At 63.9% G+C, this 23,543-nt stretch carries 26 protein-coding genes; 18 read left to right on the top strand and 8 right to left on the bottom strand.

The annotated features are described in order from the left end of the window. The first annotated feature begins 327 nt into the window (after nucleotides 1-327). Nucleotides 328-1,521 (top strand): hypothetical protein, encoded by a 1,194-nt coding sequence (locus tag Q5H93_RS03490; RefSeq protein ID WP_305005098.1) that lies wholly within the window; start codon nucleotides 328-330, stop codon nucleotides 1,519-1,521. Between the two features lie 474 nt (nucleotides 1,522-1,995). Next, nucleotides 1,996-3,027 (top strand): hypothetical protein, encoded by a 1,032-nt coding sequence (locus Q5H93_RS03485; RefSeq protein WP_305005097.1) that lies wholly within the window; start codon nucleotides 1,996-1,998, stop codon nucleotides 3,025-3,027. A 65-nt stretch (nucleotides 3,028-3,092) separates the two neighbouring features. Here the strand turns inward: Q5H93_RS03485 and wrbA are convergent, their stop codons facing one another. Continuing rightward, entirely contained in the window at nucleotides 3,093-3,713 is a 621-nt protein-coding gene (gene wrbA / locus Q5H93_RS03480; RefSeq protein WP_305005096.1) for an NAD(P)H:quinone oxidoreductase, read from the bottom strand. A gap of 204 nt (nucleotides 3,714-3,917) precedes the next feature. Between wrbA and Q5H93_RS03475 the strand changes: the two genes are divergently transcribed. Next, nucleotides 3,918-4,577: a hypothetical protein gene (locus Q5H93_RS03475; RefSeq protein ID WP_305005095.1), complete on the top strand. Its 660-nt coding sequence runs from the start codon at nucleotides 3,918-3,920 to the stop codon at nucleotides 4,575-4,577. Here Q5H93_RS03475 and Q5H93_RS03470 read toward each other — a convergent pair. Further along, nucleotides 4,574-5,116 carry a hypothetical protein gene (locus tag Q5H93_RS03470; RefSeq protein WP_305005094.1) on the bottom strand — a complete coding sequence of 181 codons (543 nt, stop codon included), beginning with the start codon at nucleotides 5,114-5,116 and terminating at the stop codon, nucleotides 4,574-4,576. The two genes, Q5H93_RS03475 and Q5H93_RS03470, sit on opposite strands and share 4 nt — an antisense overlap. Before the next feature lie 143 nt (nucleotides 5,117-5,259). Between Q5H93_RS03470 and Q5H93_RS03465 the strand changes: the two genes are divergently transcribed. From Q5H93_RS03465 to Q5H93_RS03450, 4 genes are all read left to right on the top strand, one after another. After that, on the top strand, nucleotides 5,260-5,949 hold the full coding sequence (locus Q5H93_RS03465) for an SMI1/KNR4 family protein (protein ID WP_305005093.1): 690 nt from the start codon (nucleotides 5,260-5,262) through the stop codon (nucleotides 5,947-5,949). 48 nt (nucleotides 5,950-5,997) lie between these two features. Then, on the top strand, nucleotides 5,998-6,447 hold the full coding sequence (locus tag Q5H93_RS03460) for a hypothetical protein (protein WP_305005092.1): 450 nt from the start codon (nucleotides 5,998-6,000) through the stop codon (nucleotides 6,445-6,447). A gap of 317 nt (nucleotides 6,448-6,764) precedes the next feature. Continuing rightward, the gene (locus Q5H93_RS03455) at nucleotides 6,765-7,328 is read left to right on the top strand and encodes a hypothetical protein (protein ID WP_305005091.1); all 564 of its coding nucleotides are present in this window, start codon (nucleotides 6,765-6,767) and stop codon (nucleotides 7,326-7,328) included. Between the two features lie 37 nt (nucleotides 7,329-7,365). After that, nucleotides 7,366-7,950: a hypothetical protein gene (locus Q5H93_RS03450; RefSeq protein ID WP_305005090.1), complete on the top strand. Its 585-nt coding sequence runs from the start codon at nucleotides 7,366-7,368 to the stop codon at nucleotides 7,948-7,950. A gap of 29 nt (nucleotides 7,951-7,979) precedes the next feature. Here the strand turns inward: Q5H93_RS03450 and Q5H93_RS03445 are convergent, their stop codons facing one another. Further along, a complete protein-coding gene (locus Q5H93_RS03445) occupies nucleotides 7,980-8,717 on the bottom strand; it encodes an SDR family oxidoreductase (RefSeq protein WP_305005089.1) in 738 nt (245 codons plus the stop codon). A gap of 221 nt (nucleotides 8,718-8,938) precedes the next feature. Beyond that, nucleotides 8,939-9,763 (bottom strand): helix-turn-helix domain-containing protein, encoded by an 825-nt coding sequence (locus Q5H93_RS03440; protein ID WP_305005088.1) that lies wholly within the window; start codon nucleotides 9,761-9,763, stop codon nucleotides 8,939-8,941. A gap of 317 nt (nucleotides 9,764-10,080) precedes the next feature. Between Q5H93_RS03440 and Q5H93_RS03435 the strand changes: the two genes are divergently transcribed. From Q5H93_RS03435 to Q5H93_RS03420, 4 genes are read left to right on the top strand one after another with little or no spacing between them, the layout of a single operon-like run. Next, the gene (locus Q5H93_RS03435) at nucleotides 10,081-10,773 is read left to right on the top strand and encodes a hypothetical protein (RefSeq protein WP_305005087.1); all 693 of its coding nucleotides are present in this window, start codon (nucleotides 10,081-10,083) and stop codon (nucleotides 10,771-10,773) included. A 44-nt stretch (nucleotides 10,774-10,817) separates the two neighbouring features. Further along, the gene (locus Q5H93_RS03430; RefSeq protein ID WP_305005086.1) at nucleotides 10,818-11,489 is read left to right on the top strand and encodes a hypothetical protein; all 672 of its coding nucleotides are present in this window, start codon (nucleotides 10,818-10,820) and stop codon (nucleotides 11,487-11,489) included. A 29-nt stretch (nucleotides 11,490-11,518) separates the two neighbouring features. Then, entirely contained in the window at nucleotides 11,519-11,818 is a 300-nt protein-coding gene (locus Q5H93_RS03425) for a hypothetical protein (RefSeq protein WP_305005085.1), read from the top strand. Then, nucleotides 11,818-12,690, top strand: coding sequence for an ankyrin repeat domain-containing protein (locus Q5H93_RS03420; RefSeq protein WP_305005084.1), 873 nt, complete (start codon nucleotides 11,818-11,820; stop codon nucleotides 12,688-12,690). Before Q5H93_RS03425 ends, Q5H93_RS03420 begins: the two co-directional genes overlap by 1 nt. 236 nt (nucleotides 12,691-12,926) lie before the next feature. Here the strand turns inward: Q5H93_RS03420 and Q5H93_RS03415 are convergent, their stop codons facing one another. Beyond that, nucleotides 12,927-13,142: a hypothetical protein gene (locus Q5H93_RS03415; protein ID WP_305005083.1), complete on the bottom strand. Its 216-nt coding sequence runs from the start codon at nucleotides 13,140-13,142 to the stop codon at nucleotides 12,927-12,929. A 56-nt stretch (nucleotides 13,143-13,198) separates the two neighbouring features. On the opposite strand from Q5H93_RS03415, the gene Q5H93_RS03410 reads away from it, so the two are divergent. The 3 genes from Q5H93_RS03410 to Q5H93_RS03400 all read left to right on the top strand — a co-directional run bounded on the left by Q5H93_RS03410 (nucleotide 13,199) and on the right by Q5H93_RS03400 (nucleotide 16,162). Next, entirely contained in the window at nucleotides 13,199-14,080 is an 882-nt protein-coding gene (locus tag Q5H93_RS03410) for a helix-turn-helix transcriptional regulator (RefSeq protein WP_305005082.1), read from the top strand. Nucleotides 14,081-14,326: 246 nt separating this feature from the next. Beyond that, a complete protein-coding gene (locus Q5H93_RS03405; RefSeq protein WP_305005081.1) occupies nucleotides 14,327-15,211 on the top strand; it encodes an NmrA family NAD(P)-binding protein in 885 nt (294 codons plus the stop codon). A gap of 12 nt (nucleotides 15,212-15,223) precedes the next feature. Continuing rightward, entirely contained in the window at nucleotides 15,224-16,162 is a 939-nt protein-coding gene (locus Q5H93_RS03400) for an alpha/beta fold hydrolase (protein ID WP_305005080.1), read from the top strand. Between the two features lie 39 nt (nucleotides 16,163-16,201). Here the strand turns inward: Q5H93_RS03400 and Q5H93_RS03395 are convergent, their stop codons facing one another. Further along, complete coding sequence (locus Q5H93_RS03395) at nucleotides 16,202-16,933, bottom strand: SDR family NAD(P)-dependent oxidoreductase (RefSeq protein WP_305005079.1); 732 nt, start codon at nucleotides 16,931-16,933, stop codon at nucleotides 16,202-16,204. 180 nt (nucleotides 16,934-17,113) lie between these two features. Between Q5H93_RS03395 and Q5H93_RS03390 the strand changes: the two genes are divergently transcribed. Continuing rightward, a complete protein-coding gene (locus tag Q5H93_RS03390; protein WP_305005078.1) occupies nucleotides 17,114-17,482 on the top strand; it encodes a winged helix-turn-helix transcriptional regulator in 369 nt (122 codons plus the stop codon). A 56-nt stretch (nucleotides 17,483-17,538) separates the two neighbouring features. Here the strand turns inward: Q5H93_RS03390 and Q5H93_RS03385 are convergent, their stop codons facing one another. Further along, nucleotides 17,539-18,642, bottom strand: a complete 1,104-nt coding sequence (locus Q5H93_RS03385; RefSeq protein WP_305005077.1) for an App1 family protein phosphatidate phosphatase — start codon at nucleotides 18,640-18,642, stop codon at nucleotides 17,539-17,541. Between the two features lie 112 nt (nucleotides 18,643-18,754). Here Q5H93_RS03385 and Q5H93_RS03380 point away from each other — a divergent pair, with 112 nt between their 5' ends. After that, the gene (locus Q5H93_RS03380; protein ID WP_305005076.1) at nucleotides 18,755-19,213 is read left to right on the top strand and encodes a hypothetical protein; all 459 of its coding nucleotides are present in this window, start codon (nucleotides 18,755-18,757) and stop codon (nucleotides 19,211-19,213) included. Between the two features lie 140 nt (nucleotides 19,214-19,353). Here Q5H93_RS03380 and Q5H93_RS03375 read toward each other — a convergent pair whose 3' ends face one another. Then, nucleotides 19,354-19,968, bottom strand: a complete 615-nt coding sequence (locus tag Q5H93_RS03375; RefSeq protein WP_305005075.1) for a beta/alpha barrel domain-containing protein — start codon at nucleotides 19,966-19,968, stop codon at nucleotides 19,354-19,356. A gap of 204 nt (nucleotides 19,969-20,172) precedes the next feature. On the opposite strand from Q5H93_RS03375, the gene rpe reads away from it, so the two are divergent. Together rpe and Q5H93_RS03365 are read left to right on the top strand one after the other, a co-directional pair. Then, a complete protein-coding gene (rpe, locus tag Q5H93_RS03370) occupies nucleotides 20,173-20,883 on the top strand; it encodes a ribulose-phosphate 3-epimerase (protein WP_305005074.1) in 711 nt (236 codons plus the stop codon). Between the two features lie 87 nt (nucleotides 20,884-20,970). Continuing rightward, nucleotides 20,971-23,532, top strand: a complete 2,562-nt coding sequence (locus tag Q5H93_RS03365; RefSeq protein WP_305005073.1) for a TonB-dependent receptor — start codon at nucleotides 20,971-20,973, stop codon at nucleotides 23,530-23,532. The last annotated feature ends 11 nt before the right edge of the window (nucleotides 23,533-23,543 follow it).

The raw sequence follows: 23,543 nt of genomic DNA, 5'->3' as shown, positions 1-23,543 counted from the left end.
GGGCGTAACTAACTTTATCCTGACCTTGCGTTGCGCAAACAATTGCCAGCGAACTTGAGCAAAGCAATACTACCCTCGGTAACAATATCGAACTATGATCCCACTTGCCCCTCTTGCGGCTGAACTAAGCGAGCGCATGCAACACCAGCCGGGCTTCCGCGACGTTTGGTTTGTAGTCGGCCCCTTGGAGCGCCTGCCCGTGGCCAAGGCGTACCCGCGCAGCAAGCAAGCAAGCAAGCAAGCAAGCAAGCAAGCAAGCAAGCAAGCAAGCAAGCAAGCAAGCAAGCAAGCAAGCAAGCGGCCATCCGCCAGGTGCCGGCGGCTTTTTTGCCCATTTACGAGCAGACCAATGACCTATCGGTTCGCTGGAAATACGATGACCCGGCGGGCCAGCCGCCGGGCATCATCGGTGAGTGCTTTATCGTACCGATACTAAACCTGTTTACCAGTTGCCCCCATGCCTACTCCAATGGGCAAGGTGACTGGCTGGCCAATTCGCACCCTGAAGCCGCCGGGTACCACGTGTTCGATTACGCACCCGCCAACACATGCACGCTGTGGCGGCCGGGCCCCGACCGGGAAGAGCTGGCTTTTTACCTGGCCGACGGGCGCCCGCTCCCGCTGCCCTTTACCCCCGTCGAATACGTGGAAACCGGGTTTGCCCTGCGCTTTATCGAGCTTTGGCAGCTGCTGTTCATTCCCGAAGCCGAACAGGCGGCCTATGCCGATGCCATCGGCACGGTGGCCGCCCAGGTGCGCCAGCTGTTTCCCGAGTCGGCCGACCGGATTCCGGTCCACGTGACGGCCCGCTTTCCGGCCCCGCCGCCGCTGCCCCCCAGCCCAGACTACCGCCGCCTGTACCTGGAAGTGCTGGAACGCCTGCGCGCCGTGCCCGGCTTGGAGTTGGAAGAGCGTAGTAGCTCGCGGCTGTGTGGGGCCACGCTCGGGCAGTTCGAGCAGGTCCGCCGCAAAACGGGCTGGACCGTGCCGCCCGAGTTGCAAGCCTTTTACGGCCGTCTCGACAGCTGCTACCTGACGTGGTGGTGGGCAGACCAGGACCACCATGAAGAGCGGCGGGGTGGGTCGCTGCGATTCTGGGGGCTGGACCGGGTATTTGGCGGCTTTAATAGTTCGGGGCGCAAAGTGTGGGACGATACGCTCAACGATGGCGAGCTGTGGGCACGTGGGCACGCGGCCGAGGTCCCGGGCCTGGGGCCGTTGCGGCCGTTTGAGCTTATCCGGGCCGAGTACTACCCCTGTCTGAAGCTCATGCCTGACCCGACAGTGCCGCCCGAGCTATTCTGGCTGACCGGCGACCTCAACGAAATCTATCCGCTTCGCCTGGGCTTTGCGGACTATATGACCCGGGCCTTTGCGTGCGCCGGGGTGTACAAGTGGCAGTTTTTCTACCGGACCGACGAGCTGCAGGGGGAGGACCCTGACTTCGCCCGCAAGATTGAGGAAGACTTGCACCGTCTGGGCCTCGACCCCGACCAAGTGCTGCCAGACCGCCGGGCTTAACGCCGGGGCTGGCAGCCGCGACGTTGCGCAACGAGGCTTCGAGAAGGTATACCTTTGGCGCTTCACTAAAGAATTGTCCGGCTGATGAACTACCACTCCCTATTTACCGAGGTAGCTGCCGCCATGCAGCAGCTGGAGCACGTTTTTGTGCAACGGTTTAAGGCAACAGCTCCCACCGAACCCGTACAGTGGTCCAAGGTGCGCAAGATATTCCGACAGCGGTTGCCAACTGGGGTTCCCGCCGATTTACTGGCCATCTATAACCAGGTTTCGGTCTTGAGCGTGGAGTGGTTTGGCTGCCAGCCGCAGCTAGGCCCGGAGCTTATCACCGGGTACGCCTGGTTTACCCCTTTCGCTGGGTTGGGAATCCAGGAAACCAGTTTTTATTACCCAGATAAACCATTACAGACGGAACCCTTCTGGGACCCTGCCTTACCCGCTGCCCAACAGGAGGAGCTTCGCACGTACCGGGTCTTGGACCGCCTACAGCACAACACCTACACGCTCTGGCGCGAGGTGGATAAGCGAACCGAACTGGCCTTTTATCTGGGCTTTGACCGCCTGCACCGCTTGCCATTCACGCCAGCGCAGTACGTGGAAACCGGCGTAGCCCTGCGCTTTATCGAGCTGTGGCAACTGCTGTTCATTGCCGAAGACGAGCAGGCGGACTACGCCGAGGCCATTGGGACGGTCGTGGCCCAGGTGCGGGCCCTGTTTCCGGAGGCCCTGCCGCTGCTGCCGGCGCACGTGGCGCGGTATGCCGCGCCCGCACCCGCCGCCGGCCCCGATTACCGTCAGCTCTTCGCCGATGCTATCGCGTATCTGCAGGCGGTGCCGGGCGTCGAGCTCTATGCCCAGTGGGGCCAGTACTGGCGGGGCCTGCAAGACGACCAGGCTCCCCCTTCCTTCGGCATGACGTTGGGAACCTTTGAGCGGCTGCGCCGGGAAACCGGGCAGCCGGTTCCGGGCGAGCTGCGGGCGTTTTACGGCCAGTTAGACGGCTGTACCCTGCGGTGGAACTGGGCCGATACGGCCGAACGGCCGGCCGGGGAAGCACAACGGGGGGGCTCCATTGACTTGTGGCCGCTGGCGCGGGTATTTGGGGGGCACAACTCGAGAACAGTCAGGCACTGGGACCACCGGGTGAATGATGGCGTACTATGGGCCGTCGGCCATGCCGACTGGGTTCCCGGCTTGGCGGAGCTGCATCCGTTTGAGAACATTGATGCCGAAAAGTACCCTTGTTTGCGGCTGCCAGCCACACCGGATGCGCCGACCGACGTCTGCTGGCTCAGCGGTGACCTGGATGATATCTATCCGCTGCAGTTGTCCTTCACCACTTACCTGCTGCGGGCCTTTGCCTGCCTGGGGGTAGCGCAGTGGCAGCTCTTGTATCGGACGGATGAGCTCACGTACGAAAGCCCCGGCTTTGCCCACCGGATTGAGGAAGACCTGCACCGCCTGGGCCTCGACCCCAACCAGGTGCTGCCCGACCGCCGCCGCTAAACGCACCAAGCCCGGCCTGCAGGGAGCAGACCGGGCTTGTGCTGTTTATAAGTCGAAAAGGCGGCCTAGCTGGCGCCGCCCGCCAGCTTGCTGGCAATCTGGGCGGTGTGGCGGCCCTGGAAGCGGGCGCCTTCGAGCTCGTTGGAGCTGGGCTGGCGCTCGCCCTGGCCGCCGGCCACGGTGCTGGCGCCGTAGGGCGTGCCGCCGGTTACTTCGTGGTGGCCCATCTGGCCCTGCCAGGCGTAGGGCAGGCCCACGAGGATGAAGCCGTGGTGCAGCAGGGCCGTATGCACGGCGCGGATGGTGGTTTCCTGGCCGCCGTGCTGGGTGGCGGTGCTCACGAAGGCCCCGCCCACTTTGCCCACCAGCGCGCCCTTGGCCCAGAGGCCGCCGGTGCTGTCGAGGTAGGCCTGCATCTGGCCGCACATGTTGCCGTAGCGGGTGGGCGTGCCGAAGATGATGGCGTCGTAGTCGGCCAGCTCGTCGGGGGTGGCCACGGGCACCTGGGCGAAGGCTTTCTGGGCCTCGGTGGCGCCCATTTTGGCGAGCACCTCGGCCGGCAGCGTTTCGGGCACGCGCTTGATGACGACTTCGTTGCCGGCTACTTCGCGGGCGCCTTCGGCAATGGCCTCGGCCAGCTTATATACGTGGCCGTAGGTGGAGTAAAAGAGAATGAGGGTTTTCAAGGGATAAAGTGAATAAGTGAACGGCGCGGGCAAACCAGGGCCCGGCCGGCTCCGGGTACGCAGCCGGCAAAGCCGGGGTTGTGGGCGGGCGCCGGGCCCGGGGCCGAGCAAAGGGAGCTTGCCCGGGCCCCGGCCCGGCCCACCAGCCTCCTCAAACCGGGTTGATATTCCTGGTATATTTGGGCGGACCCGTCGTTTTCTTCCATGATTGATTACAACTTTCGAGCCCCCATCAGCAGGCTATACGATTGCCTCTTTAAGCTGGCCACTAAGGATATTCATGTTGCTTATCGCGGAGCAACGCAGAAGCAGGTGGCGCAGGCCAAAGCCGACCGCATTCCTGCCTCCATCATCACTTACGCCAAGCGGTTAAACGGCATCCACATGCAATGGACGGCTCATAAAGGCGGGACTGTCTTTCACGTCCACTTGCTCCCGCTGGACAAGCTCTACGGCCCCAGCCGGGAGGGCGAAATCTACTTCGGCTTGGAGGGAGAAGACCCCCGCCTGCGCGTGTACCGCCCCCTGGACCGGTTCGCCGACGCGGCCAGCGTGGGCCTGCTGCACGACGAGCGCCGCAGCCCCGAGCTCTATCACTACAACATCGACGACGAGCTGCTGCCCACCGGCGTTGACCTGCCCGGCTACTTCGAGCTGCTCGAGCTCACGCTGGGCTGGCCCCACTGGCAGAGCCTGCTGGTGCAGCTGGCCAGCCCCGCGGGCCAGGCGCGCCCCTTCCGCGTGTTGCCTGACGTGCACGGCAACATGATTGACGAGCTGCTGGCCGGCCTGCCCCAACTCGTGCCCTCGTTCAGCCTTGAGCAGTTCGTGGCCCGCTACGATGCCGTGAAGCTGCCCCGCTAGGCGCGGGCGTCGTCGGCTGCCGCCTGGTGTTCGGCCGCTTCCTGCGTCAGGGCGGCGGCCTCGGCGCGCAGCCCGGCAATGCGGGCGCGCAGCCGGGCCTGGGCGGTGCTGCCGCTGCGCAGCAGCTCGGCCCGCGCCTCGGTGGCAAAGCCGCTCAGCCAGGACGGGGCCGGGCCGCCGGCCGGCGCGAGGGCGGCCGTGAGGGTGGGCAGCGCCGCCAGCCGGCGCCGGGCCCAGACGGCCCGTTCGGGCAGCCGGCTGAGCTCAAATTCCAGCTGCCCGGCGCGGTGCTCGTCGGCGCGGGCCCGGCGCAGCAGGGCGCGGGCATCGGGGGCCTCGGCGGGCGGCTCGGGCGGGGTGCGCTGGTAGGCCAGGGTGAGGGCGGCCTGGGGCAGGCCCGCTGCCAGCGGCAGCGAGCGCAGGCCACGCTCGACCTGCGATACCATGACGCGGCCCAGCCGCAGGGCGCGCCCGAGCGCCGTCTGGCTGAGCCCGAAAAAAGCGCGCAGGCGTGGCAGCAGGGCAGAAGTGCTTTCCATTTTTAAGCAACGCGAAAAAGCGAAAGCAATTGTGCGAAGCGTTTTGCTTTCGCTTTTTACCGCGTCCCGAAAAGCGAAAGCAGGTGGCGTAGATTTGCGTAATCTGCGAGGTGCTTTTCTTACACACCAACCACTACAACCACATGGAAATTCAAGCGCCTTTGGCAGCCGTTATTGATTGGGTGCTTCGATTTAATAAATTGCCTGACATTTTTGTAATTAGCAACTTAGGTCTTTCCTACGGCTTAAGAAAGAATGAGAAGGCCCGCCTTCGACGTTCAAAGGGGCTTCCGCAATCAATCATTGATTTTGTACAGGAAACAAATGGTTTGTTTTTTGAATGGCAAAGTGTTGCAACAATAAACGGAAAGCCAATACAAGTAGGGGCAGTACAAATTCAAGACTTCTCCTCCATTTTTAGTCCTTGGAAAGGAATAATTGACTTTGGTTCTAAAGAGCCTGCTGATGCCTGGCGCAAATCCTTCAAAATAATCGATTTTATTTTTGGCGCTGAAAAATGTGTTGGGTTTTATTACGATGAGCGCAACGACAACCAGCTTTACTACTACCCTTTTGAAGGCTTGCCTTTAGCATTGGGAGTGGATTTTCCGGGTTATTTAGCTCCGGGTTATTTAGCTTTGTTGGCTCACTCAATGGCGGGGGAGCATTGGCACCGGGTATTGCTAGAACTAAGTAGCACCCCTGATGATGAAACCTACACACCTCAAAGTGCGGAGGCTAAGGCTTACGTCGCCGGTATGACATCAGTAGTGCCCGGTTTTAACTTGGACAATTTAGTAAAGTGTTACGCTCAAGTACGCCTACGTAACTAGCCAAGGCCGGCAGGAACCTGTTCAGTACCGCTCACAGCTTGCAGCAGGGTGCAGGAAATCTATGCGCCCCTCACGCCCGACGACTTTTATATCTACTATATCTACGACACCAACGACGACGCCCGGCTCCAGGATTTCCGGCCCGTGGATATCTTTAAGGCGGATGCCTGCGTGGGCCTGCTCCACGATGCGCAGCGCAGCCCGCACTTGTATCACTTCGAAGAGCGCGGATGGCCTCGGCTCCTGCCGCTGGAAGTCGATATTCAAGGGTACATGAACCTGCTGCAACTCACGCTGGGCTTTCTGAATTGGCAGAGTCTGCTGGTCGAGTTGGCCAGCCCCCGGGGGCTGGCGCGTCCGTTCACTCTGGATGCTGATAGAGCTACCTGCGACACGCTGCGCATGATATTGCCGAGATTCTTACAGGTCTACCCAGACTTCAGCCTGGAGGAGTTCGTGGCCCGTTACGACCAGGTCAAGCTGGCCCCTGGCATCTGATAACCCCATCCTTGCCGGGGAGAAACCCAATCCCCCGCGCAGCTAAAGCCTCGAAAAGGCGCAGCAGCAAGGTGGCGCTGCTTTCCATTTTTAAGCAACGCGAAAAAGCGAAAGCAAAAAGCGCAACGGTGTTGCTTTCGCTTTTTTTGCCACTCCGAAAAGCGAAAGCAAGCTGCGGCGGCCGCGGCCGCTTCGCCCGCTGCCGGGGCCGGGCGGGGGAATTGAAAACCCGGCGCATCTTTGCCGGCGTCGGGCCGGCGCAGGTGCGGCGGCGGGCTGATTGCCCTTATTCCCTATGACTTTATTATTTACTGACAATGACTGCTCTTTCGGAGGCTGAACTGCGGCAGGCCTTTGCCACGCTCTTCCAGACGACGACAGATTTCGGCGATTTTGAGCTAATACCGGTTGAAGCTGCCCAACGGGTTTATGCCCGCGGCTTTGCGCCAGCAATAGCCAGTCGGCTCGATATCTTCGGCCTGATGGGCGATGGGAGCACCATCGCCACCTGGCAAGAGCCCGGCAATGTTGGGCCCTCACGACCGGTCGTCCTGCTAGGTAGTGAAGGAACGATGGGAGTATTTGCCAGCTCGTTCGCCGAATTCCTCTCCCTACTGCCCTATGGCACGGGCTACATTGACGAGATTTTGTTCTACTTTGAGTCGGAGCGGGATTCTCCTGGTCGGTATGCCCAAAAGTTCACCTCTGCATACGCACGGGAGGTATTGGCCGCCACTGCCGAGGAGTATTCGGAACATCACCTTTACATGGACTGGCTCACCCACACCGCGCAGCTTGCCATTGCCCCCGACCCGGCCGCCGTGATGGCGCGTGCCTACCAGGCGCATGAGAATTTTGAGCAGTGGCTGGGGGATTATTAATCAGCGCAACAACCATAACAAGCCACAAGTAGCTGCAATGAAACGTTTCGTGATTCTCCTGGGGCTGGTGGGGGCTGGTCAACTGCTGCTGGCTTCGGGTGCCCCGCGGGTCGCCCAGCGCGGGGGGCCTCCCTGCGCGTATGCCACCCGGCCGGACTCGGTCAGCCGGCTGCTGCGCCAGATAGACCAGGTGTTCCCGGGCTGCGTGCAGCGCAGCTGCCAGGGCAAGCAACGGCAATACCGGGCGGTTTTTGAAACCGACACTTGTTTTATTGAGGACCCCCGGGTCGACCCGCCCTACAACCTGGCAGGCCCCCGGCGTGAAGACCGGCTGCGGCAGGGTTTCCGCACGGGATTTCGCAAGCCGATTGGGGAAAGCGGCACCATCGAAGTGTTGTGCTACCAAACCGCTGCGGATGCGGCCCGGAGCCAGCTGGTGATGGATAGCATTGTTTATGAATGCCGGAACCGGGAAAACCGGGCCGAGGAATGCATTGGCATCAGCTTGTTCCGCTCGGCCCGGCAAGGCCGGTGTATCATCCGGTTCAATACCTACGCCGAAGACCCGTTGCGCGGGCTGGCTATTCGTCAAATCCGGGGCTGCCTGTATTCTGCCTTGTAGCCCTGGCCACATAATCCCGCCCGCGCCGCTTACCACGGGCAGCTGGCCGGGGACGGGAAATACTCTTCGCTGAAGAATTGGCCGGTGGGGCCGGCCGCCGCCAGCAGAGCGTACTTCAGGATGCGCTGGCCGGCCTCCTGCACCGTGCTGGTGCCCTGGTGGCCGGTAAAGTCAGTCTGGGTGTAGCCCGGGCACACGGCATTCACCTTAAAGGCCGTGCCGCGCAGCTCGTGGGCCAGGTTGACGGTGTACATGTTGAGGGCCGCTTTTGAGGCCTGGTATACGGGGTAGCGGTGGGCGAAATTCGGGTTGTCGAGGTCGGCGTAGAGCGTAAGCGAGGCCATGGCGCTGCTCACGTTCACGATGCGCGGCTGCGGGGCCTGCGCCAGCAAGTCGAGAAAGGCCCGGGTGACGCCGGCCACGCCGAAGACGTTGGTTTCGAACACGGCCCGGTATTGCTCCAACGTAGCTTCGCGGGCCGACTGCGGCGCGCCGCCGGAGATGCCAGCGTTATTGATTAGCACATCCAGGACGGGCGTTTGCTCGCCAATGGCCGCTCGGGCGGCCTGGATAGATTCGGGACTGGTAACGTCCAGCTGCACGGCCGCAAGATTGGTGAGCCCGCTGGCCTTAATCTGCTGCACGGCGGCCTCGCCGTTGGCGAGGTCGCGGCTGCCGAGGTATACGAAAAAGCCCTGCCGGGCGAGGAGGGTGGCGACTTCCAGGCCAATGCCTTTGTTGGCGCCGGTGACGAGTGCGGTTTTCATGGGGAACTGTAATGGGTAAGGGAAGATGAGCCGGCGGAACCGTTCCGGCCGGATATTATGGGATGGGCATAGCTTGCCTGGCCAGGCCCTGACGGGGCCTGGTGGCGGAATTTGCCGAGATGCTATTAGCTGTTTGGCGGGTGTAGAGACGCGACCCATCGCGTCTCGTCGTTGAACGATTCCCGGATGGCGCGACCGACGAGACGCGATGGGTCGCGTCTCTACACCCCGGTGGCCGCTGGTTTGACCAGCGCAGTAGGCGGGTAGCCAAACTGCTTTTTGAAGGCGTAGGAGAAATGCGCCAGGTTTTCGAAGCCCACTTCCAGGTACAGCTCCACCGGCTTGCGCTGGCGTTCGGCCAGCTGGTAGTGGGCCAGCGCCAGCCGCTTTTGCGTGAGCCAGCGCTGGGGGCTCAGCTGGAAGGCTTTTTTGAAGTCGCGCTTGAAGGTGGTGAGGCTGCGGCCGGTGAGGTAGCTGAACCGGGCCAGCGGGAGGTTGAACATGTAGTGCGTTTCCATGAAGGCCACGAGGTCAATCTTGCCGGGCTCGGCGAAATCGGCCAGCACGGCGTCGCTGCGCGGGTCGAGGCTGCGCAGCACTTCCAGCACTTCGCTAATCTTCAGGCCCAGGAGCTTGTCGGGCAGGGGCTGCTCCAGCTCTAGGTAGGGCAGCAGTGAGGCGAATAAACTCTGCAGCAGCGGGCTTTTGGCAAACACCAGCACCTCGGCGGAGGAAGCGGCGGTGGGCGCCGGACTGTTCCGGGTGTAGTAGTCCCGCACGAGGGCCGTGGGCAGCTTCATGACGATGGCGTGGTACGCGGCACCGTCTTTGGGATACTTGAGCAGGGTGGTGGGCTGCTTGCGGGGCAGCAGCACGGTGCTGCCGGCGGGGCAGCAGCGGGTGTGGCTGGCCTGCACCACGCGCAGCTCGCCGGCCAGCACGCTCACCAGCACGTTGTCCTCGAAGCTGCTCTCGCCGCCGTAGCGCTGGTCGCCGCCACAGGCCAGGAGGATGTCGGCGTAGGGCGTCTGCTGCTGGAAGGTCATCGGGGCGGGCGGTTGGAACGATGCAAAATTACGCCGCCCTTGCGCCGGGGGGCTTTGCTGAAAAGGCCGAAGTTGCTTTGCTGAGCGGGCCGGTTTTCCTGCGCCACCATGGCGCGGCCCCGCCGCCGGGCCGAAGTGCTTTCGGTTTTTGGAATAGCTCCGAAAGCGAAAGCAAGTCGCCGGGAGCTGGGGCAGGTCGTGTAGGGCCGGAACTGGCAAGCGGAATTGAAAACCGGGTGCATCTTTGCCGGCTCCTTCACGGCCCTTCGGTACTAGGCGTAATTCTTCGGCTACTCTTCTTTATTAGTATAGTTCGCATGGCTTTGGACTACCTGGAAATTCTGCGGACTATTTCCGGACGGGCAGACTACTACGAGTCTGACCCACCGCGCACTTATGCTACGCCTAAGAGGCCGGAACTGGGCAAGCTGGTGCATCCGGAATGGCTGCCCGACCAGCTGTACGCGTTCTTGAGCGTCTTCAACGGCTATACGCAACCTTGGCATACCGAAACAACCCTACCAGAAGGTCCCGCGCTGGTAAGCGGCCGCATCGACATTCAGCGCCTGCAAGATATTTGCGCCAGCTGGGAAGGCATCGTGTACTTCGAGGAGTTTCTGCAGGCGCCCGACGCCCCGGCCGAGCAGCAGCGCCTGCGCGACTTTAAAGTCGTGGATATGTATAATGACGAGTCCGCCGTGGGGCTCTATCTCACCGCCGCCCGCGACCCTGAGCTCTATCGCTGTAGCCTGGGCGAAGAGCTGCCTGAGCCATTAGGTGTGGACTTTGACGGCTACCTGCAACTGCTCACCCTGTCGTTGGGCCATAGCTACGGAACCGTGCTCATGCGCGAGCTCCACTTACATTTCACCACCCAGCCGGACCAGCCGTTTGCCGGGCCGAGCTATCCTGCCTCGCAGATATTTGTGGTCAAAATGACGGCCGTGCTGCCCGAGTTCAGCCTGGACGCCTTCGTGCATCTCTACGACCAGGTGCGTCTGCGCCGCTAACGGCTTTGTAGCCCACGCTGTATTTTGCGCCTTTCCTGAACCTTATGGAGAATGAATTCAGCGGAAAGCTTAGTTACCGTCAGTTGGGCGACGAATTAGTAGATAATGTCGACCGCTTCGCCACCATTCTTCGCATCAGAAGTTCGGCGCCAGCCACCAGGAAAGACACGGCCAAGGTGAAACCACCGGAGTGGATACCGGCGGCGATGCGCGACTACGGGGCTCACCTGAACGGGCTGCTGCTGAGCTGGGAATCCAAGGGCTCGGTGAAGGTAACGGGGCACATCGACCTGCTGCCGCTGGACCGTATCTACCAGTCGTGGCAGGGTATTGTGTATACCGGCGAAGGCGCGTTCGAAGACCCGCGGCTGCCGGAGTTCCGGCCCGTAGACCGGCGTGGCGACGAAACCGCTGTGGGGCTGCTGCACAACGCGCAGGCCAGCCCGGCGCTGTACCTGCTCGAATTTGGCGAAACGCCGTACCCGCTGGGGCTCGATATTCGGGGGTATTTCACCTTGCTGACGCACACGCTGGGGCTGTCGTACTGGACGAATATGGTGGCCGAGCTGGCCCGGCAGCCCGCGCCCGTGGCCGAGGACTACCAGCCGCAGGGCCCGGAGGCCCGCCGCTTTGCCGCCGAGCTGCCTTACCTGGCGCCGGCACTGGACCTGCCCACTTTCATCCGTTACTACAATCAGGTGCGGCTGCCGCAGTAACTTACGGCCCTCATTCAACGCTTCCCTGCATGCGTTTCCTGTACCTGCTCCTGCTGCTGTCGCTCGGGCTGCTGGCCCCGGCCGTGGCCCAAGCCGGCACCCGGCCACCATTGGGCTACAGCCCGGCCCGGTTTACCGGCGGCACGCGGCCGCTGGGCGAGGCCATTGTCGGGCAGCCAAACCAGCGGCCCCGTGGAAATGCATTTTCGGGCAGTTGTCAGGCCCGCGCGGCCTGCCGCCGCTGCCCCCGGCATACCAATCTTCAGAATACCCATGCGCGGAGGCACTTTCGCGGGCCGCGATTCTACTACCCCTTACTCGTCCGTTAATGCACCGTTATTTACTGGCCCTGCTGCTGGGGTGTCCGTTGCTGGCTCCGGCCCAACTATCCATTTCGCTGACCGATGCCCGGCGGCTCACGCAGGGCCAATCGGGGGAGGACACCTACCCGCGTCGGGCTACCGAGCGCTACGTCGGTCCCGAGCGGGCTCTGGCCCGGGCCGTGCAGCAGCAGCGCACCGGCGCCATCCGCCGGCTGCTACGCCAGCACCCCAGCTGGGCCGACACCCGCGACAGCGTGGAAGGGCAGCCCCTGCTAAGCTGGGCCATTATTAACCGCAAGCGCCGGGCCACCGCCGCCTTGCTGGCCGGCGGGGCCAACCCCAACATTCACGAAACGTTTTCCGGACGCACGCCGCTGATTGAGGCCGCTGAGGACCTGCACCGCTCCGATTACTTCGTGGAGCTGCTGTTGGCCCACGGCGCCGACCCCAGCCTGGCGGCCCGGCTCGTGCCCAACCGCACGGGCAGCCCTACGCCGCTCATCGCCGCCATCTGGGCCGAGCGGCCCCAGACCGTGGACCAGCTGCTGGCGGCCGGCGCCGACGTGCAGTATCGCAGCGCCTACGGCAGCTCGGCGCTGCAGGAAGCGCTGCTGGGCCGCGACCCGGTCTTGGTGCTGCGCCTGCTCACGCACTACCCGTTCGACCTGCAGCAGCCCGTCAGCTATGATATCACCCCCCGCCCGCAGCACATCGCCGAGTATCTGCGCGATTGGCGCTTTCCGCTGGACTCGGAGGCCTACCGGCTGAAGATGGAGCTGGTGGCCTACCTGCAAAGCAAAGGCATTGATTACTGGCAGGCGCCCATTCCCGAGCGTTTTCGCCAGCTGCACCCGGCCGAGTACCTGCAGAAATACTAGCAGCCGGCGTCCCTGCTGCCTACTGGATAGGTACCCCACCAGCCCAGTGCCTGCGCCACCGTCTCAAGAACGCGAAAAAGCGGAAGCACTTGCGAAAACCGTTTTGCTTTCGTTTTTTGAGCGGCCGTAAAAAGCTAAAGCAAACGAAAGCAAACATCACACTACCGCCCGAAAATCTGCTGGCGCGGTTTTAGTAAGCAATTGCGTCATGAAGCGCTGGTGTTGGTGGCGAATTCCTATTTCACCAGTCCCGGCGTGCGCGTGTGCGCCGCCGCCGCATAATCCGGTACCAGCAGCATGGGCACTTCCTCGCGCCCCAGCTCCTCGATAATCGGCGTGACCAGCGCTGCCCGCTCGGGCACCTGCAACTCTCTTGTATAAATGGCCCGGATGCGCCCTGGGTAGCGGCGCACGATTTCGCGGTAGATGCGGGCGTCTTCCTTGTTGAGCAAAGGAAAGCGGAAGCCCAAAGCCAACCATTCCCTGCCCCCGGTGTTACCACCTGCCGATGACCATTCCCACTTCCTGTACCTACACCTCCGAGCTGTATGAGCGGCCGGCCCTGGCCAGCAGCGCCGCCCTGGCCTGGCCGGGCGTGCGGGTCGAGCACTACTGCCTCGACGCTATGACGCTGCCGGCGCACGCCCATGCCCAGCACCTGCTGCTGGTGCATCAGGGCGTGCGGCCCGTGGTGGCCAGCCGCCGCACCGGGCGCCGCGTCGATACCGACCGGTTTGCCTGCGGCGACGTGGGCCTGTACCCCGGTGGCGAGTACGGCGCCTTCGGCTGGGATGGGCCGGTCGACCTCATCCACGTCCACCTCGATGCCCAGGTGCTCGAAGACCGGGCCCGCCGCGACCTCGACCTGACGCAGTTTGCCCTGCGCGAGCGGTTTCGCTGCGACGACGGCCTGCTCGCCCAGCTGAGCCAGCAGCTACTGGCGGCCAGCGGCCGGCCGCACACCCTGGGCCGGCTCTACGCCGAGTCGCTGGCCACGGCGCTCAGCTACTACCTCATCGAGCACCACGCCACCTGGGCGCGCCGGCCGGCCGGGGGCCGCCCCCCGGCGGCGCTGCCGGCGGCCGTGCTGGTCCGCCTCGATGCCTACCTGGAGGCCCATGCCGAAGCCCCCGTCACGCTGGAAGCCCTGGCCGGGCTGGCCAACCTGAGCGTGTTTCACTTCGCCCGCCGCTTCAAGCAGAGCACCGGCAACTCGCCCTACCAGTACGTGCTGGGCTGGAAAATCCGGCGGGCGCAGGCCCTGCTGCGGGCCGGCGCGCTGCCGGTGGCCGCCGTCGGCGATGCGCTGGGTTTTGCCTCGCCGGCGCATTTCGCGGCCGCCTTCAAGCGGGCCGTGGGGGTAAGCCCGCGGGCGTTTCAGCAAAGCTGAACGACGTAGGGGCGGGGCTTGCCCCCGCCCGGCATGACTGCGCCGGTTAGGTGGTCTTGTGCAGTCCCGGCGGGCGGGGGCAAGCCCCGCCCCTACGTCGATTGGACTGTCCTACGGCTCAAAAGCGCAGGAATTGACAAGAAAAGCGCAAGAATCGGGCGTCGGGCGCTGCAGCGTCGGGGGACCTTTGGGGTATCATAAAGCCGGGGCAATAAGGCGTCGGCTTCACCCCAATTCTCTTTTCTGATGAGTTCTCTTATTCTGGTAGCCGGTGCCACCGGCCAGCTGGGCGGCCTGATAGTGGCGGCCCTGCGGCAGCGCGGCGCCGAGGTGCGCGCGCTGGTACGCCCCACCACCGACCCGGCCCGGGTCGATAGCCTGCGTCGGCTGGGCGCAGAAGTCTGGCCCGCCGACTTCACCGACGCGGCGGCTCTGGCCCGGGCCTGCACCGGCGTCAGCTGCGTGGTGTCGGTAGTGGCGGGGCTGCGCGAGGTTATCGTGGAGGCGCAGGCGGCCCTGCTGGCGGCGGCCGTGGCCGCCGGCGTGCCCCGCTTCATTCCCTCCGATTTTGCCAGCGACTACACCCAGCAGGCCCCCGGCCTGAACCGCAACTTTGACTTGCGGCGGGAGTTCCGGGCCCAACTCGACCAGGCACCCATCGCCGCCACGTCCATCCTCAACGGGGCCTTTGCCGAGGTGCTGCGCTACAACATCCCGCTGCTCGATTTCCGGCAGCAGCAGGTGGGGTACTGGGAAGATGCCGACTGGCGGATTGACTTCACGACGATGGCCGACACGGCCGCCTTCACGGCCGCCACGGCCCTGGACCCGGCTGCGCCGCGCTGGCTGCGCATTGCCGGCTTCCAGGTGAGCCCGCGCGAGCTGGTGGGCGCGGCCGCCGCGGCCGGCCGGGGGCCGCTGGCTTTGGTACGTTTGGGCTCGCGGGCCGAGCTGAGCGCCCGGGTGCAGCAGGCCCGCGCCGCCAACCCCGCTGGTGAGCAGCAGCTCTACGCCGACTGGCAGCAAATGCAGTACCTGCTGAGCATGTTCAGCGTGCAAAACCAGCCCCTCGACAATGCCCGCTACGCCGGCCTGCGCTGGACTTCGGCCACCACTTTCCTAACCGCTTAATTGTTTCATTTCATGCAAACCCTTACGTCCGCCACCCCGGCGCCCTACTCCGACGAGGAGCTCATCAAGCAGCTGCCGGGCTTTTCCAATCACTACGCCACCGTCAACGGCGTGCGCCTGCACTACGTGGCGGGCGGGAGCGGCCCGGCGCTGGTGTGCCTGCCGGGCTGGCCCCAGACCTGGTATTCCTACCATCCCATTGCCGCCGGGCTGGCCCGGCACTACCGGGTTATCATCGTCGATATTCGCGGCATGGGCAGCTCCGACAAGCCCACCGGGGGCTACGACAAGAAAACCATGGCCCGCGACATCCACGAGCTGCTGCGCCACCTGGGCATCGGGCAGGCCAGCTTGCTGGGGCACGACATCGGGGGCATGGTGGCCAGCAGCTTCGGCTTTAACTACCCGGAGGCCACTACGGCGCTCATCCTGGCCGATGGGGCGCACCCCAGCGAAGGGCTGCGCCAGCTGCCGCTGCTGCCGGCCCCCGGCTCCTTCACCGCCAAGATGAACGGGCAGCAGCCCTACGTATGGTGGATGGCCTTCAACCAGGTGAAGGAACTGCCCGAGCAGCTGCTGGCCGGGCGCTTTGCGTATCTGCTCGACTACCTGTTTCGCTACGTGATGCTGGACGAAAGCCGCATGACGGCCTTCGACCGGGCGGTGTACGCGGCCGTGTACAACGAGCCCGCCAGCATCCGGGCGGCCAACGCCTGGTACCAGGCCTTCGACCAGGACATTGCCGACGCCGGCACCTACCCGCGCCTGGCCATGCCGGTGCTGGGCATCGGCAGCGGCGTGTCGTACGAGTACCTGCAAATGAGCCTGCCCTACGTGGCCGAAGACGTGCGGGTCGTCGGCATTCTCGACAGCGGCCACTACTTATTCGAGGAGCAGCCGGCGCAGGTGCTGGCCGCCGTGCTGGATTTTCTGCGCCCGCCGGGCCGCTAGCCCAGCGCCGCCGGGTCAGGAGGGGTGGGGTTAGCGGCGCTAAATCTGGCCCATGCCGCCGTCCACGAAGAGCTCGATGCCATTCACGAAGCTGGCGTCCGGCGAAGCCAGAAACAGGGCGGCGGCGGCAATCTCCTCGGGGCGGCCCATTTCGCCGCGGGGAATCAGGGCGGCTATCTGGGTTTTGAACTCGGGGCCGGTAGCAGCCATCATGGGCGTATCGATGGCTCCCGGGCTCAGTAGGTTCACCCGGATGTGGCGGTCTTGCAAATCGACCAGCCAGCCCCGCACGAAGGCCCGGAGCGTGGCTTTGCTGGCGCTGTACACGCTGTTGGCCGGATAGCCTTTGATGGAGGCACCCGAGCCATTGAGTATAATGGAGCCGCCCGTGGCGAAGAGCGGCAGCGCTTTCTGCACGGTGAAGAGCGTGCCGCGCACGTTGAGGTCGAAGATGGTATCGAAGAGGGCCTCGGTAATCTCGCCCAGCTTGCCGAAGCCGGCGGCGCCCGCGCTGGCAAACAGCACGTCGATGCGGCCCTTTTCCCGCTGTACCGTTTCGTAGAGGCGGTCGAGGTCGGCCAGGTTGGCCGCGTCGCCGAGCACGCCCGTGACGTTGTGGCCGATGGTGCGCACGGCGGCGTCGAGCTTACCCTGGTCGCGGCCCGTAATAAAGACGTAGGCGCCTTCGGCCACGAATAATTGGGCGGTGGCCAGGGCCATGCCCGAGGTGCCGCCGGTAATGACGGCTACTTTTCCGGTGAGTTTTCCCATGATGCTGGAGGAAGTGGTTGAATTGGGTGGCGTTTGCGGCGCAGCTGAAGCGCTGTTCGCGGAGCAAAATTCCGGCACGTGGGAAGGCCCGACAAGTACGGAAAACTTATTCGGCCCCCGATTCTTTTAGCTCATAGGGCGGATTTAATCCCTGTCCGGCCCGACTAACCCGTTGCCTCAATGTACCAGAAGAAAATTGCCAACACGCTGAGCTGCGGCTCCGTGCTCACCAAAGAAGTGCTGCATGGTAAATGGAAATCCACCCTGCTCTCGTGCATTGCCCAGGGGGTGCGGCGGCCCAGCGCCATGCAGCGTACCATCCCCAGCGCCACGCGGCGCGTGCTCAACGTGCAGCTGACGGAGATGGAGCAACACGGCCTGATTGCCAAAACCGTCTTCCCCGAGCTGCCGCCCCGGGTGGAGTACCACCTCACCAGCCTGGGGCAGTCCCTGCTGCCGGTTATTGCGGTGATGGAGGAATGGGGCAACACCCACCGCACGGAGCTGGAACAGGTGCTGGCGGTGAGTTTAGCCGAGCTGCCCGGCTAGCGTATTTTTATAGGAGGAGGAGGAGATATGCCAGCGCTACCCCGTGGCGGGGCGCGCTAGGCCACCAGTCCCACCGTCCGCGCATGGGCCGCCGCCGCCGCGTAGTCGGGCACCAGTAGCATGGGCACCTGCTCGCGCCCCAGCTCCTCTATTATAGGCGTCACCAGCGCCGCCCGCTCGGGCACCTGCACGTCGCGGATGTAAATGGCCCGGATGCGCCCCGGGTAGCGGCGCACAATTTCGCGGTAAATGCGGGCGTCTTCCTGGCCGCTGTCGCCGCAGAGCACGAAGGGCAGGCCGGGGTAGGTGTCGAGCACGTCGCCGATTTCGTGGAGCTTGTGAGCGAAGTGAATGGCCGCCGAACCGCCGATGCCGGACGGAATCTCGGCCTCCACGCGGCCCAGGCCCAGGTCGCGCAGCAGCAGCGGCCCCGGCGGAATCTGGTGCAGGCCGAGGAATTGGTCGAGTACGTCGTAGAGGTTCCAGGGGCTGCTGCTGACGTAGAAAAAGGGATTGTCGGGCCGCCCGGTGCGGCCCAGCTGCAGCTGGCGGTAGAACTCGGCCACGCCCGCGAAGGGCTGCTTCGACTGCGCATTGCTGAACAGCACCCGGCCCAGCATCTTGAACACGTTGGTGGCCCGGGTTTCAAACACCGTGTCGTCAAGGTCGGAAATGATGCCGAACTCGGCCCCGGGCGGGGGCACCAGCACGGCCGCCTGCGCGGCAATGGGCTCCTTGGGCATGGTGAAAGCCCGGGGCAGCCGCTGCACCCGCACCGGAATGGGGTACCACACAAAGTTGGTGGGCGCCGGCAGCGCCTGCGGCTCAATGATGAGCGTGAAGTAGCCCTCGTCGTCGGTGGTCACGAGGTGCTGGCTGCCGTCGGGCAGCTCGGCCAGCAGGTCAGCGTCGGCCACCTCGCGCGAGTTGAAGCGGCGCACCATGCTGCGGAAGTTGCGCCAGGCCGAGTCGTCGGCCGTGGCCGCCACAATGCCGCGGTCGGCCACCAGCCGGCCCTTGATGTAGAACTTCTGGGGGGTGCCGTAGCTGCGGTAGGCCTCAATGAGCAGCGGCCGCAGCCAGCCGCGCCGGGCCGAAAAGCGGGTCACAAAATGGTCAGTCCACTCGGAGAGGTTGGAAGCAGTGTCGCGCAGGTTCATGGGGCAAACCTACGCAGGGCTGCAGATGGAGTTCGTCAGATAAACGAATCAATTCAGCTAACACAGGCAGGTTGTGGGTGTACTGGGCGGCCGAAACCCTACATTTACCACCATGTACCAGGAATTTGCCACTATTGCCGACCTACTTCTTCAATTGCAGAAGCCTGCCATCCCGCATAGCGAAAGTTATTACCGCGTTGGGGAGGTGACGCAAAAAATGACCGCCGACATTCTAGCTGTTACTGGCCTCCAAGTGGCCGGTTTTACGGTAATGCTTGACCTGTCAGGAGTACGTCATACGCTCAAAAAACATGGATTACACGCGGCGGCATCGCAGCTGGCGCAAGGACAACTCCCTATTGTACAAGCCGACTTTCAAGACTTGGTAGACTGGGTGTTGCAACCCGATAGCATCATTGTCGGCAAGCCACGTTTGGGAAAACATCCCATGCCGTGCTGCGAGCTTCAGAGTAGTCAGCCGACTGGTCTGGTAAGTGCAGTGCTGGAGTACCGGCCCGGCCGTCGTCGCCTGGTGCTTGTGACTATGTATAAGAAAAGGCCAACTACGTGAGTAGTTGGCCTTCCAAATGAGCGGCGAGCAATGCACATAGATTCAGCAAGCCAAATCCGTCCTCCTCTTAAGCGTCCGAAACGTTCCGCTCCCAAGACAAATATACAATTTCAAACTGAAAATGGTTGCCTGAGCTGCAGTTACTCCTCCTCTAGCGCCTCGAATACCGCCTCCAACTGGTCAAAATCCCGCAGGCCCGGCTTGATTTCGTGCCCCGAGGCAAACACCAGTCCGGCCGGGCGCACGGCCACCAGCACCTGGCGGGCGCGGTGCGGGTGCAGCCCCGGGCCCAGCCACAGCGGCAGCTGCCGGGCCAGGATGGCCACGGCGTCGCTGGCTAGGGCCGCGTCGTAGGCGGCCACGGCTTCGGGCAGCTCCAGCAGCACGCCGGCTACGGAATCGCTAAAGTCGGCCGCGGGGAAGGTGGGCAGCTGGTCAAAAGCAACCTCCAGCAGCACCGGCGGGGCAATTTCGGCCAGTTCGGCGGCGGGGCGGGGCGTGCGCAGCAGCACGGCGTCGAGGGCGCAGTCGGCGGCCAGGGCGTTGATTTCGGGCGCACTCAGGGAGTCGAACTCGCCAATCAGCTCCACGCCGGCCACCCAGCCGGCCAACTCCTTCACCACGGCCGGGGCCAGGTGCCCGGGCAGGGCGGGGTCGAGAATGAAGCTAAGCTTATCGGCCCCCATGCCGGCGCAGTAGCGGGCATCGGAGAGGTTGTTGATACCGCGAATGAGCAGCGGAACGGGGTAGGGCATAAAAATCTAAAAGTCGAAAGCTGCCCGAATGAGGTTTTCGGTCTGGGGTGTTGGGTATTTGGTGTTTGGTTTTAGGTTTTGGGAAAGCAAGCCGCTTTTGCTACCCTAATACCTGGAACCGAACACCAATTACCCAACACCTACGAAGCCCGAGCAGCGAACAAAAGTACGAGGCTTCTGCCGGGTGGCCGTATCTTCGCAGACATGAATGAACCCCGCCGGGCCCCACTACTAGCCCCGTCTTTCCTGGCCGCCGACCTCGCCAACCTGCAAGCCGAAACCGAGCGTCTGGCCGACAGCGCCGCCGACTGGCTGCATTTCGACGTGATGGACGGCCGTTTCGTGCCCAATATTTCCTTCGGCCTGCCGGTGCTACAGGCCGTGCGCCGCTACGCCCGCCAGCCCATCGACGTGCACCTCATGATTGAGGAGCCGCAGAACTATCTGGCGGCCTTCCGCGATGCCGGGGCCGACAGCATCACCGTGCACTACGAAGCCTGCCCGCACCTGCACCGCGTGGTGCAGCAAATCAAGCAGCTGGGCTGCCGCGCCGGGGTGGCCATCAACCCCGCCACGCCGGTGGCTTTGCTCGAAGACATTGCCGCCGACCTCGACCTGGTGCTGGTGATGTCGGTGAACCCCGGGTTCGGCGGCCAGGCCTTCATTCCCAATACCCTGAAAAAAGTCAGCCAGGTGAAAAGCCTGCTGCTCGACGCCGGCTCCGACGCCCTGATTGAGGTGGACGGCGGCGTAAGCCTCGCCAACGCCGGCCCGCTGGTCGATGCCGGGGCCGACGTGCTGGTGGCGGGCAACTTCGTGTTCAGCGCCCCCGAGGGCCCGGTGGCCACGCTGGCCAAATTGCGCGAGCACCTCGCCGCCTGGGACACCCAGGAAGCCAGCGCCGACCGCCGCTAAAATCCATTTGCCGCATACCAGAAGCACCCGAGAGGCGTTATCCAGTTCGTGAAAGAAAAAAAGTCGCCGCGTTTGCCGTTCGTTCGTTTGTGGAAAGGAAAGCTGGTTCGGGCCGTGGGCCGGGGGAGCTTGCCAGTGCTGTTGGGAATAGGACTGGTGCCGGTCGGGTGGGCCCAAACTACCCCGGCCGCCGTGAGCCCCGCCACCGTCCTCACCCTGCGCGGCACCGTGCGCGACGCCGCCGGCCAGCCGCTGGAGCTGGTCGTAGTAGGAGTGGAGGGCCAGCCCGGCGGGGCCAACACCGACGCTCAGGGCCATTTCGAGCTGAAAATCCGCCAGCCCGCCGCCGGCCAGCGGGCCGTGCTGGTGGTGCGCCGGCTGGGTTTTGCCACGGTGCGCCAGGTACTGAGCCTGCCCGCCGATGCCGGGCGCGAGCTCAGCTTCACCCTGCGCACCGACGCCCGTTCGCTGGGGGGCGTGACGGTGCGGGCCCGTTCCGACGAGGCCAATGAGCGCGAGCAGGTCAGCATCACCCGCCTCGACCCGCGCTCGGCCAAGGTGCTGCCCTCACCATTTGGTGATTTCAACGCCATCCTGAAAACCCTGCCCGGGGTGCAGAGCAACAACGAGCTCAGCAGCACCTACAACGTGCGCGGCGGCAACTACGACGAAAACCTGGTCTACGTCAACGGCTTCGAGGTGTACCGGCCGTTTCTCGTCACCACCGCCCAGCAGGAGGGCCTGAGCTTCATCAACCCCGACCTGGTGCGGAGCGTGGAGTTCAGCAGCGGCGGCTGGCAGCCCAAGTACGGCGACAAGCTGGCCTCGGTGCTGAGTGTGGATTACAAGACCCCCGAGAAGTTTGCGGCCTCTTTCACGGCCAGCCTCACCGGCGGCGCGGCCCACGCCGAGGCCCGCTCGGCCAGCGGCCGGGTGAGCTACCTGGCGGGCATTCGCTACAAAAATGCGCAGTACGTGCTCAGCTCCCTGCGCCAGCAGCAGGGCGGCTACAACCCCACGTTCTACGATGGGCAGGCTTTCGTCACCATTGGGCTGGGCAAGAGGGACGACATGCAGCGCACGCAGCTGAGTCTGCTGGGAGTGCTGGTTCACAACGACTACCGCTTTTCGCCCGAAACCGGCCAAGCCTCTTTTTCCACTGCCACCAACCAGATTAGCCGCCTATTCATCGTGTACAAGGGGCGCGAGCGGATGCAGTACGACACCTATCAGGGCGGCCTGAGCCTGAAGCACGATTTCACCCCGCGCCTGCAGATGGAGCTGCTGGGCTCGGCCGTGGGTTCGCGTGAGCTGGAATACCGCGACGTGGAGGCCGCCTACACCTTTGCCGAAATCAACCGCGACCCCAACTCCGACCAGTTCAATGAGCCCGTGCGCCAGCGCAATATCGGCTCGGAGTTCCGGCACTCGCGCAATACCCTCAAAGCCCGCGTGCTCACCGCCGAATACCGCGGCCGCTGGACGCCCGGCAGCGCCCATACTCTGCGCTGGGGTGCCAAAATCGGCCACGAGAAAATCACCGACGTGCTCGACGAGTACAGCTTCGTCGATTCGGCCGACTTCGTGCCCGACTCCCGCCGCACCCGCCTGCTCTCCAACCTGCAGCTGACCAGCACCCGCACCCAGGCCTACGTGCAGGACACCTGGGCTTTCGATACCTTGCGCACGCTTACTTACGGGGCCCGGGTTCACCACTGGAGTGTCAACGGCCAGACGGTCATCAGCCCGCGGGTGCAGTTCTCGGCCATCAGCCGCCGCCATCCCAACCGCTCCTTCAAGGCCGCCGTGGGGGTGTACTACCAGCCGCCGTTCTACCGCGAGCTGCGCAGCCAGATTGGCGAGCGCCGCGACTCCAGCCAGCCCTTGGTTCAGACCGGCGCCCTCAACCCCGAGCTGCGGGCGCAGCGCTCGCTGCACTTCATCGTGGGCAAGGACGTCACGTTTCAGCAGTTCGGCCGGCCGTTTAAGCTCACCACCGAAGCCTATTATAAGTACCTTACCGACGTGGTGCCCTACGACGTGGATAACGTGCGCCTGCGCTATTTCGCCCGCAACAACGCTACGGCCTACGCCGCCGGCTTCGATGCCCGCATCAGCGGCGAGTTCGTGAAAGGGGCCGAGTCGTGGTTCAGCCTGGGCGTGCTCACCACCCGCGAAAACCTCAGCGACGACTCCACCACTACCTACAACCCCGACGGCAGCGTGGCGGGCCGCGCCCCCAAAGGCTACATCCGCCGCCCGCAGGACCAGCGCCTCAACGTCGGTATCTTCTTCCAGGACCACCTGCCCGACAACCCCTCCGTGCGCGGCTATGTCAACGTGGTCTTCGGCACCGGCCTGCCCTTCAGCCCGCCCAATTTGCCCGACGAGCGTGGCACCGACGAGCTGACCCGCAGCTACAAGCGCGTCGACCTCGGCGTGTCGAAAGTCCTCAGCCTGCGCACCGGCCCCCGGCCCCACCTCTACAGCCTCGAAAGCCTGTGGCTGGGTCTGGAAATCCTGAACGTGCTGGATGCCAATAACGTGGCCGGCTACAGCTATCTGCAGGACGTCAATGGCCGCACCTATGCCGTACCCAGCTACCTCTCCCAGCGCGTGGTAAATCTGCGGGTGATAGCGAGGTTTTAGCTAATTGTCAA

This window comes from Hymenobacter aranciens (assembly GCF_030580865.1).
In the GTDB taxonomy this organism is placed as follows: Bacteria; Bacteroidota; Bacteroidia; order Cytophagales; family Hymenobacteraceae; genus Hymenobacter; species Hymenobacter aranciens.
This window is presented reverse-complemented; position numbering and strand designations above follow the sequence as displayed.

Coding starts and splice junctions, on each gene's coding strand:
- Q5H93_RS03475 (WP_305005095.1), top strand. CDS start 3,918: ATGATTGATTACAACTTTCGAGCCCCCATCAGCAGGCTATACGATTGC.
- Q5H93_RS03470 (WP_305005094.1), bottom strand. CDS start 5,116: ATGGAAAGCACTTCTGCCCTGCTGCCACGCCTGCGCGCTTTTTTCGGG.
- Q5H93_RS03465 (WP_305005093.1), top strand. CDS start 5,260: ATGGAAATTCAAGCGCCTTTGGCAGCCGTTATTGATTGGGTGCTTCGA.
- Q5H93_RS03455 (WP_305005091.1), top strand. CDS start 6,765: ATGACTGCTCTTTCGGAGGCTGAACTGCGGCAGGCCTTTGCCACGCTC.
- Q5H93_RS03450 (WP_305005090.1), top strand. CDS start 7,366: ATGAAACGTTTCGTGATTCTCCTGGGGCTGGTGGGGGCTGGTCAACTG.
- Q5H93_RS03445 (WP_305005089.1), bottom strand. CDS start 8,717: ATGAAAACCGCACTCGTCACCGGCGCCAACAAAGGCATTGGCCTGGAA.
- Q5H93_RS03440 (WP_305005088.1), bottom strand. CDS start 9,763: ATGACCTTCCAGCAGCAGACGCCCTACGCCGACATCCTCCTGGCCTGT.
- Q5H93_RS03435 (WP_305005087.1), top strand. CDS start 10,081: ATGGCTTTGGACTACCTGGAAATTCTGCGGACTATTTCCGGACGGGCA.
- Q5H93_RS03430 (WP_305005086.1), top strand. CDS start 10,818: ATGGAGAATGAATTCAGCGGAAAGCTTAGTTACCGTCAGTTGGGCGAC.
- Q5H93_RS03425 (WP_305005085.1), top strand. CDS start 11,519: ATGCGTTTCCTGTACCTGCTCCTGCTGCTGTCGCTCGGGCTGCTGGCC.
- Q5H93_RS03420 (WP_305005084.1), top strand. CDS start 11,818: ATGCACCGTTATTTACTGGCCCTGCTGCTGGGGTGTCCGTTGCTGGCT.
- Q5H93_RS03410 (WP_305005082.1), top strand. CDS start 13,199: ATGACCATTCCCACTTCCTGTACCTACACCTCCGAGCTGTATGAGCGG.
- Q5H93_RS03405 (WP_305005081.1), top strand. CDS start 14,327: ATGAGTTCTCTTATTCTGGTAGCCGGTGCCACCGGCCAGCTGGGCGGC.
- Q5H93_RS03400 (WP_305005080.1), top strand. CDS start 15,224: ATGCAAACCCTTACGTCCGCCACCCCGGCGCCCTACTCCGACGAGGAG.
- Q5H93_RS03395 (WP_305005079.1), bottom strand. CDS start 16,933: ATGGGAAAACTCACCGGAAAAGTAGCCGTCATTACCGGCGGCACCTCG.
- Q5H93_RS03390 (WP_305005078.1), top strand. CDS start 17,114: ATGTACCAGAAGAAAATTGCCAACACGCTGAGCTGCGGCTCCGTGCTC.
- Q5H93_RS03385 (WP_305005077.1), bottom strand. CDS start 18,642: ATGAACCTGCGCGACACTGCTTCCAACCTCTCCGAGTGGACTGACCAT.
- Q5H93_RS03380 (WP_305005076.1), top strand. CDS start 18,755: ATGTACCAGGAATTTGCCACTATTGCCGACCTACTTCTTCAATTGCAG.
- Q5H93_RS03375 (WP_305005075.1), bottom strand. CDS start 19,968: ATGCCCTACCCCGTTCCGCTGCTCATTCGCGGTATCAACAACCTCTCC.
- rpe (WP_305005074.1), top strand. CDS start 20,173: ATGAATGAACCCCGCCGGGCCCCACTACTAGCCCCGTCTTTCCTGGCC.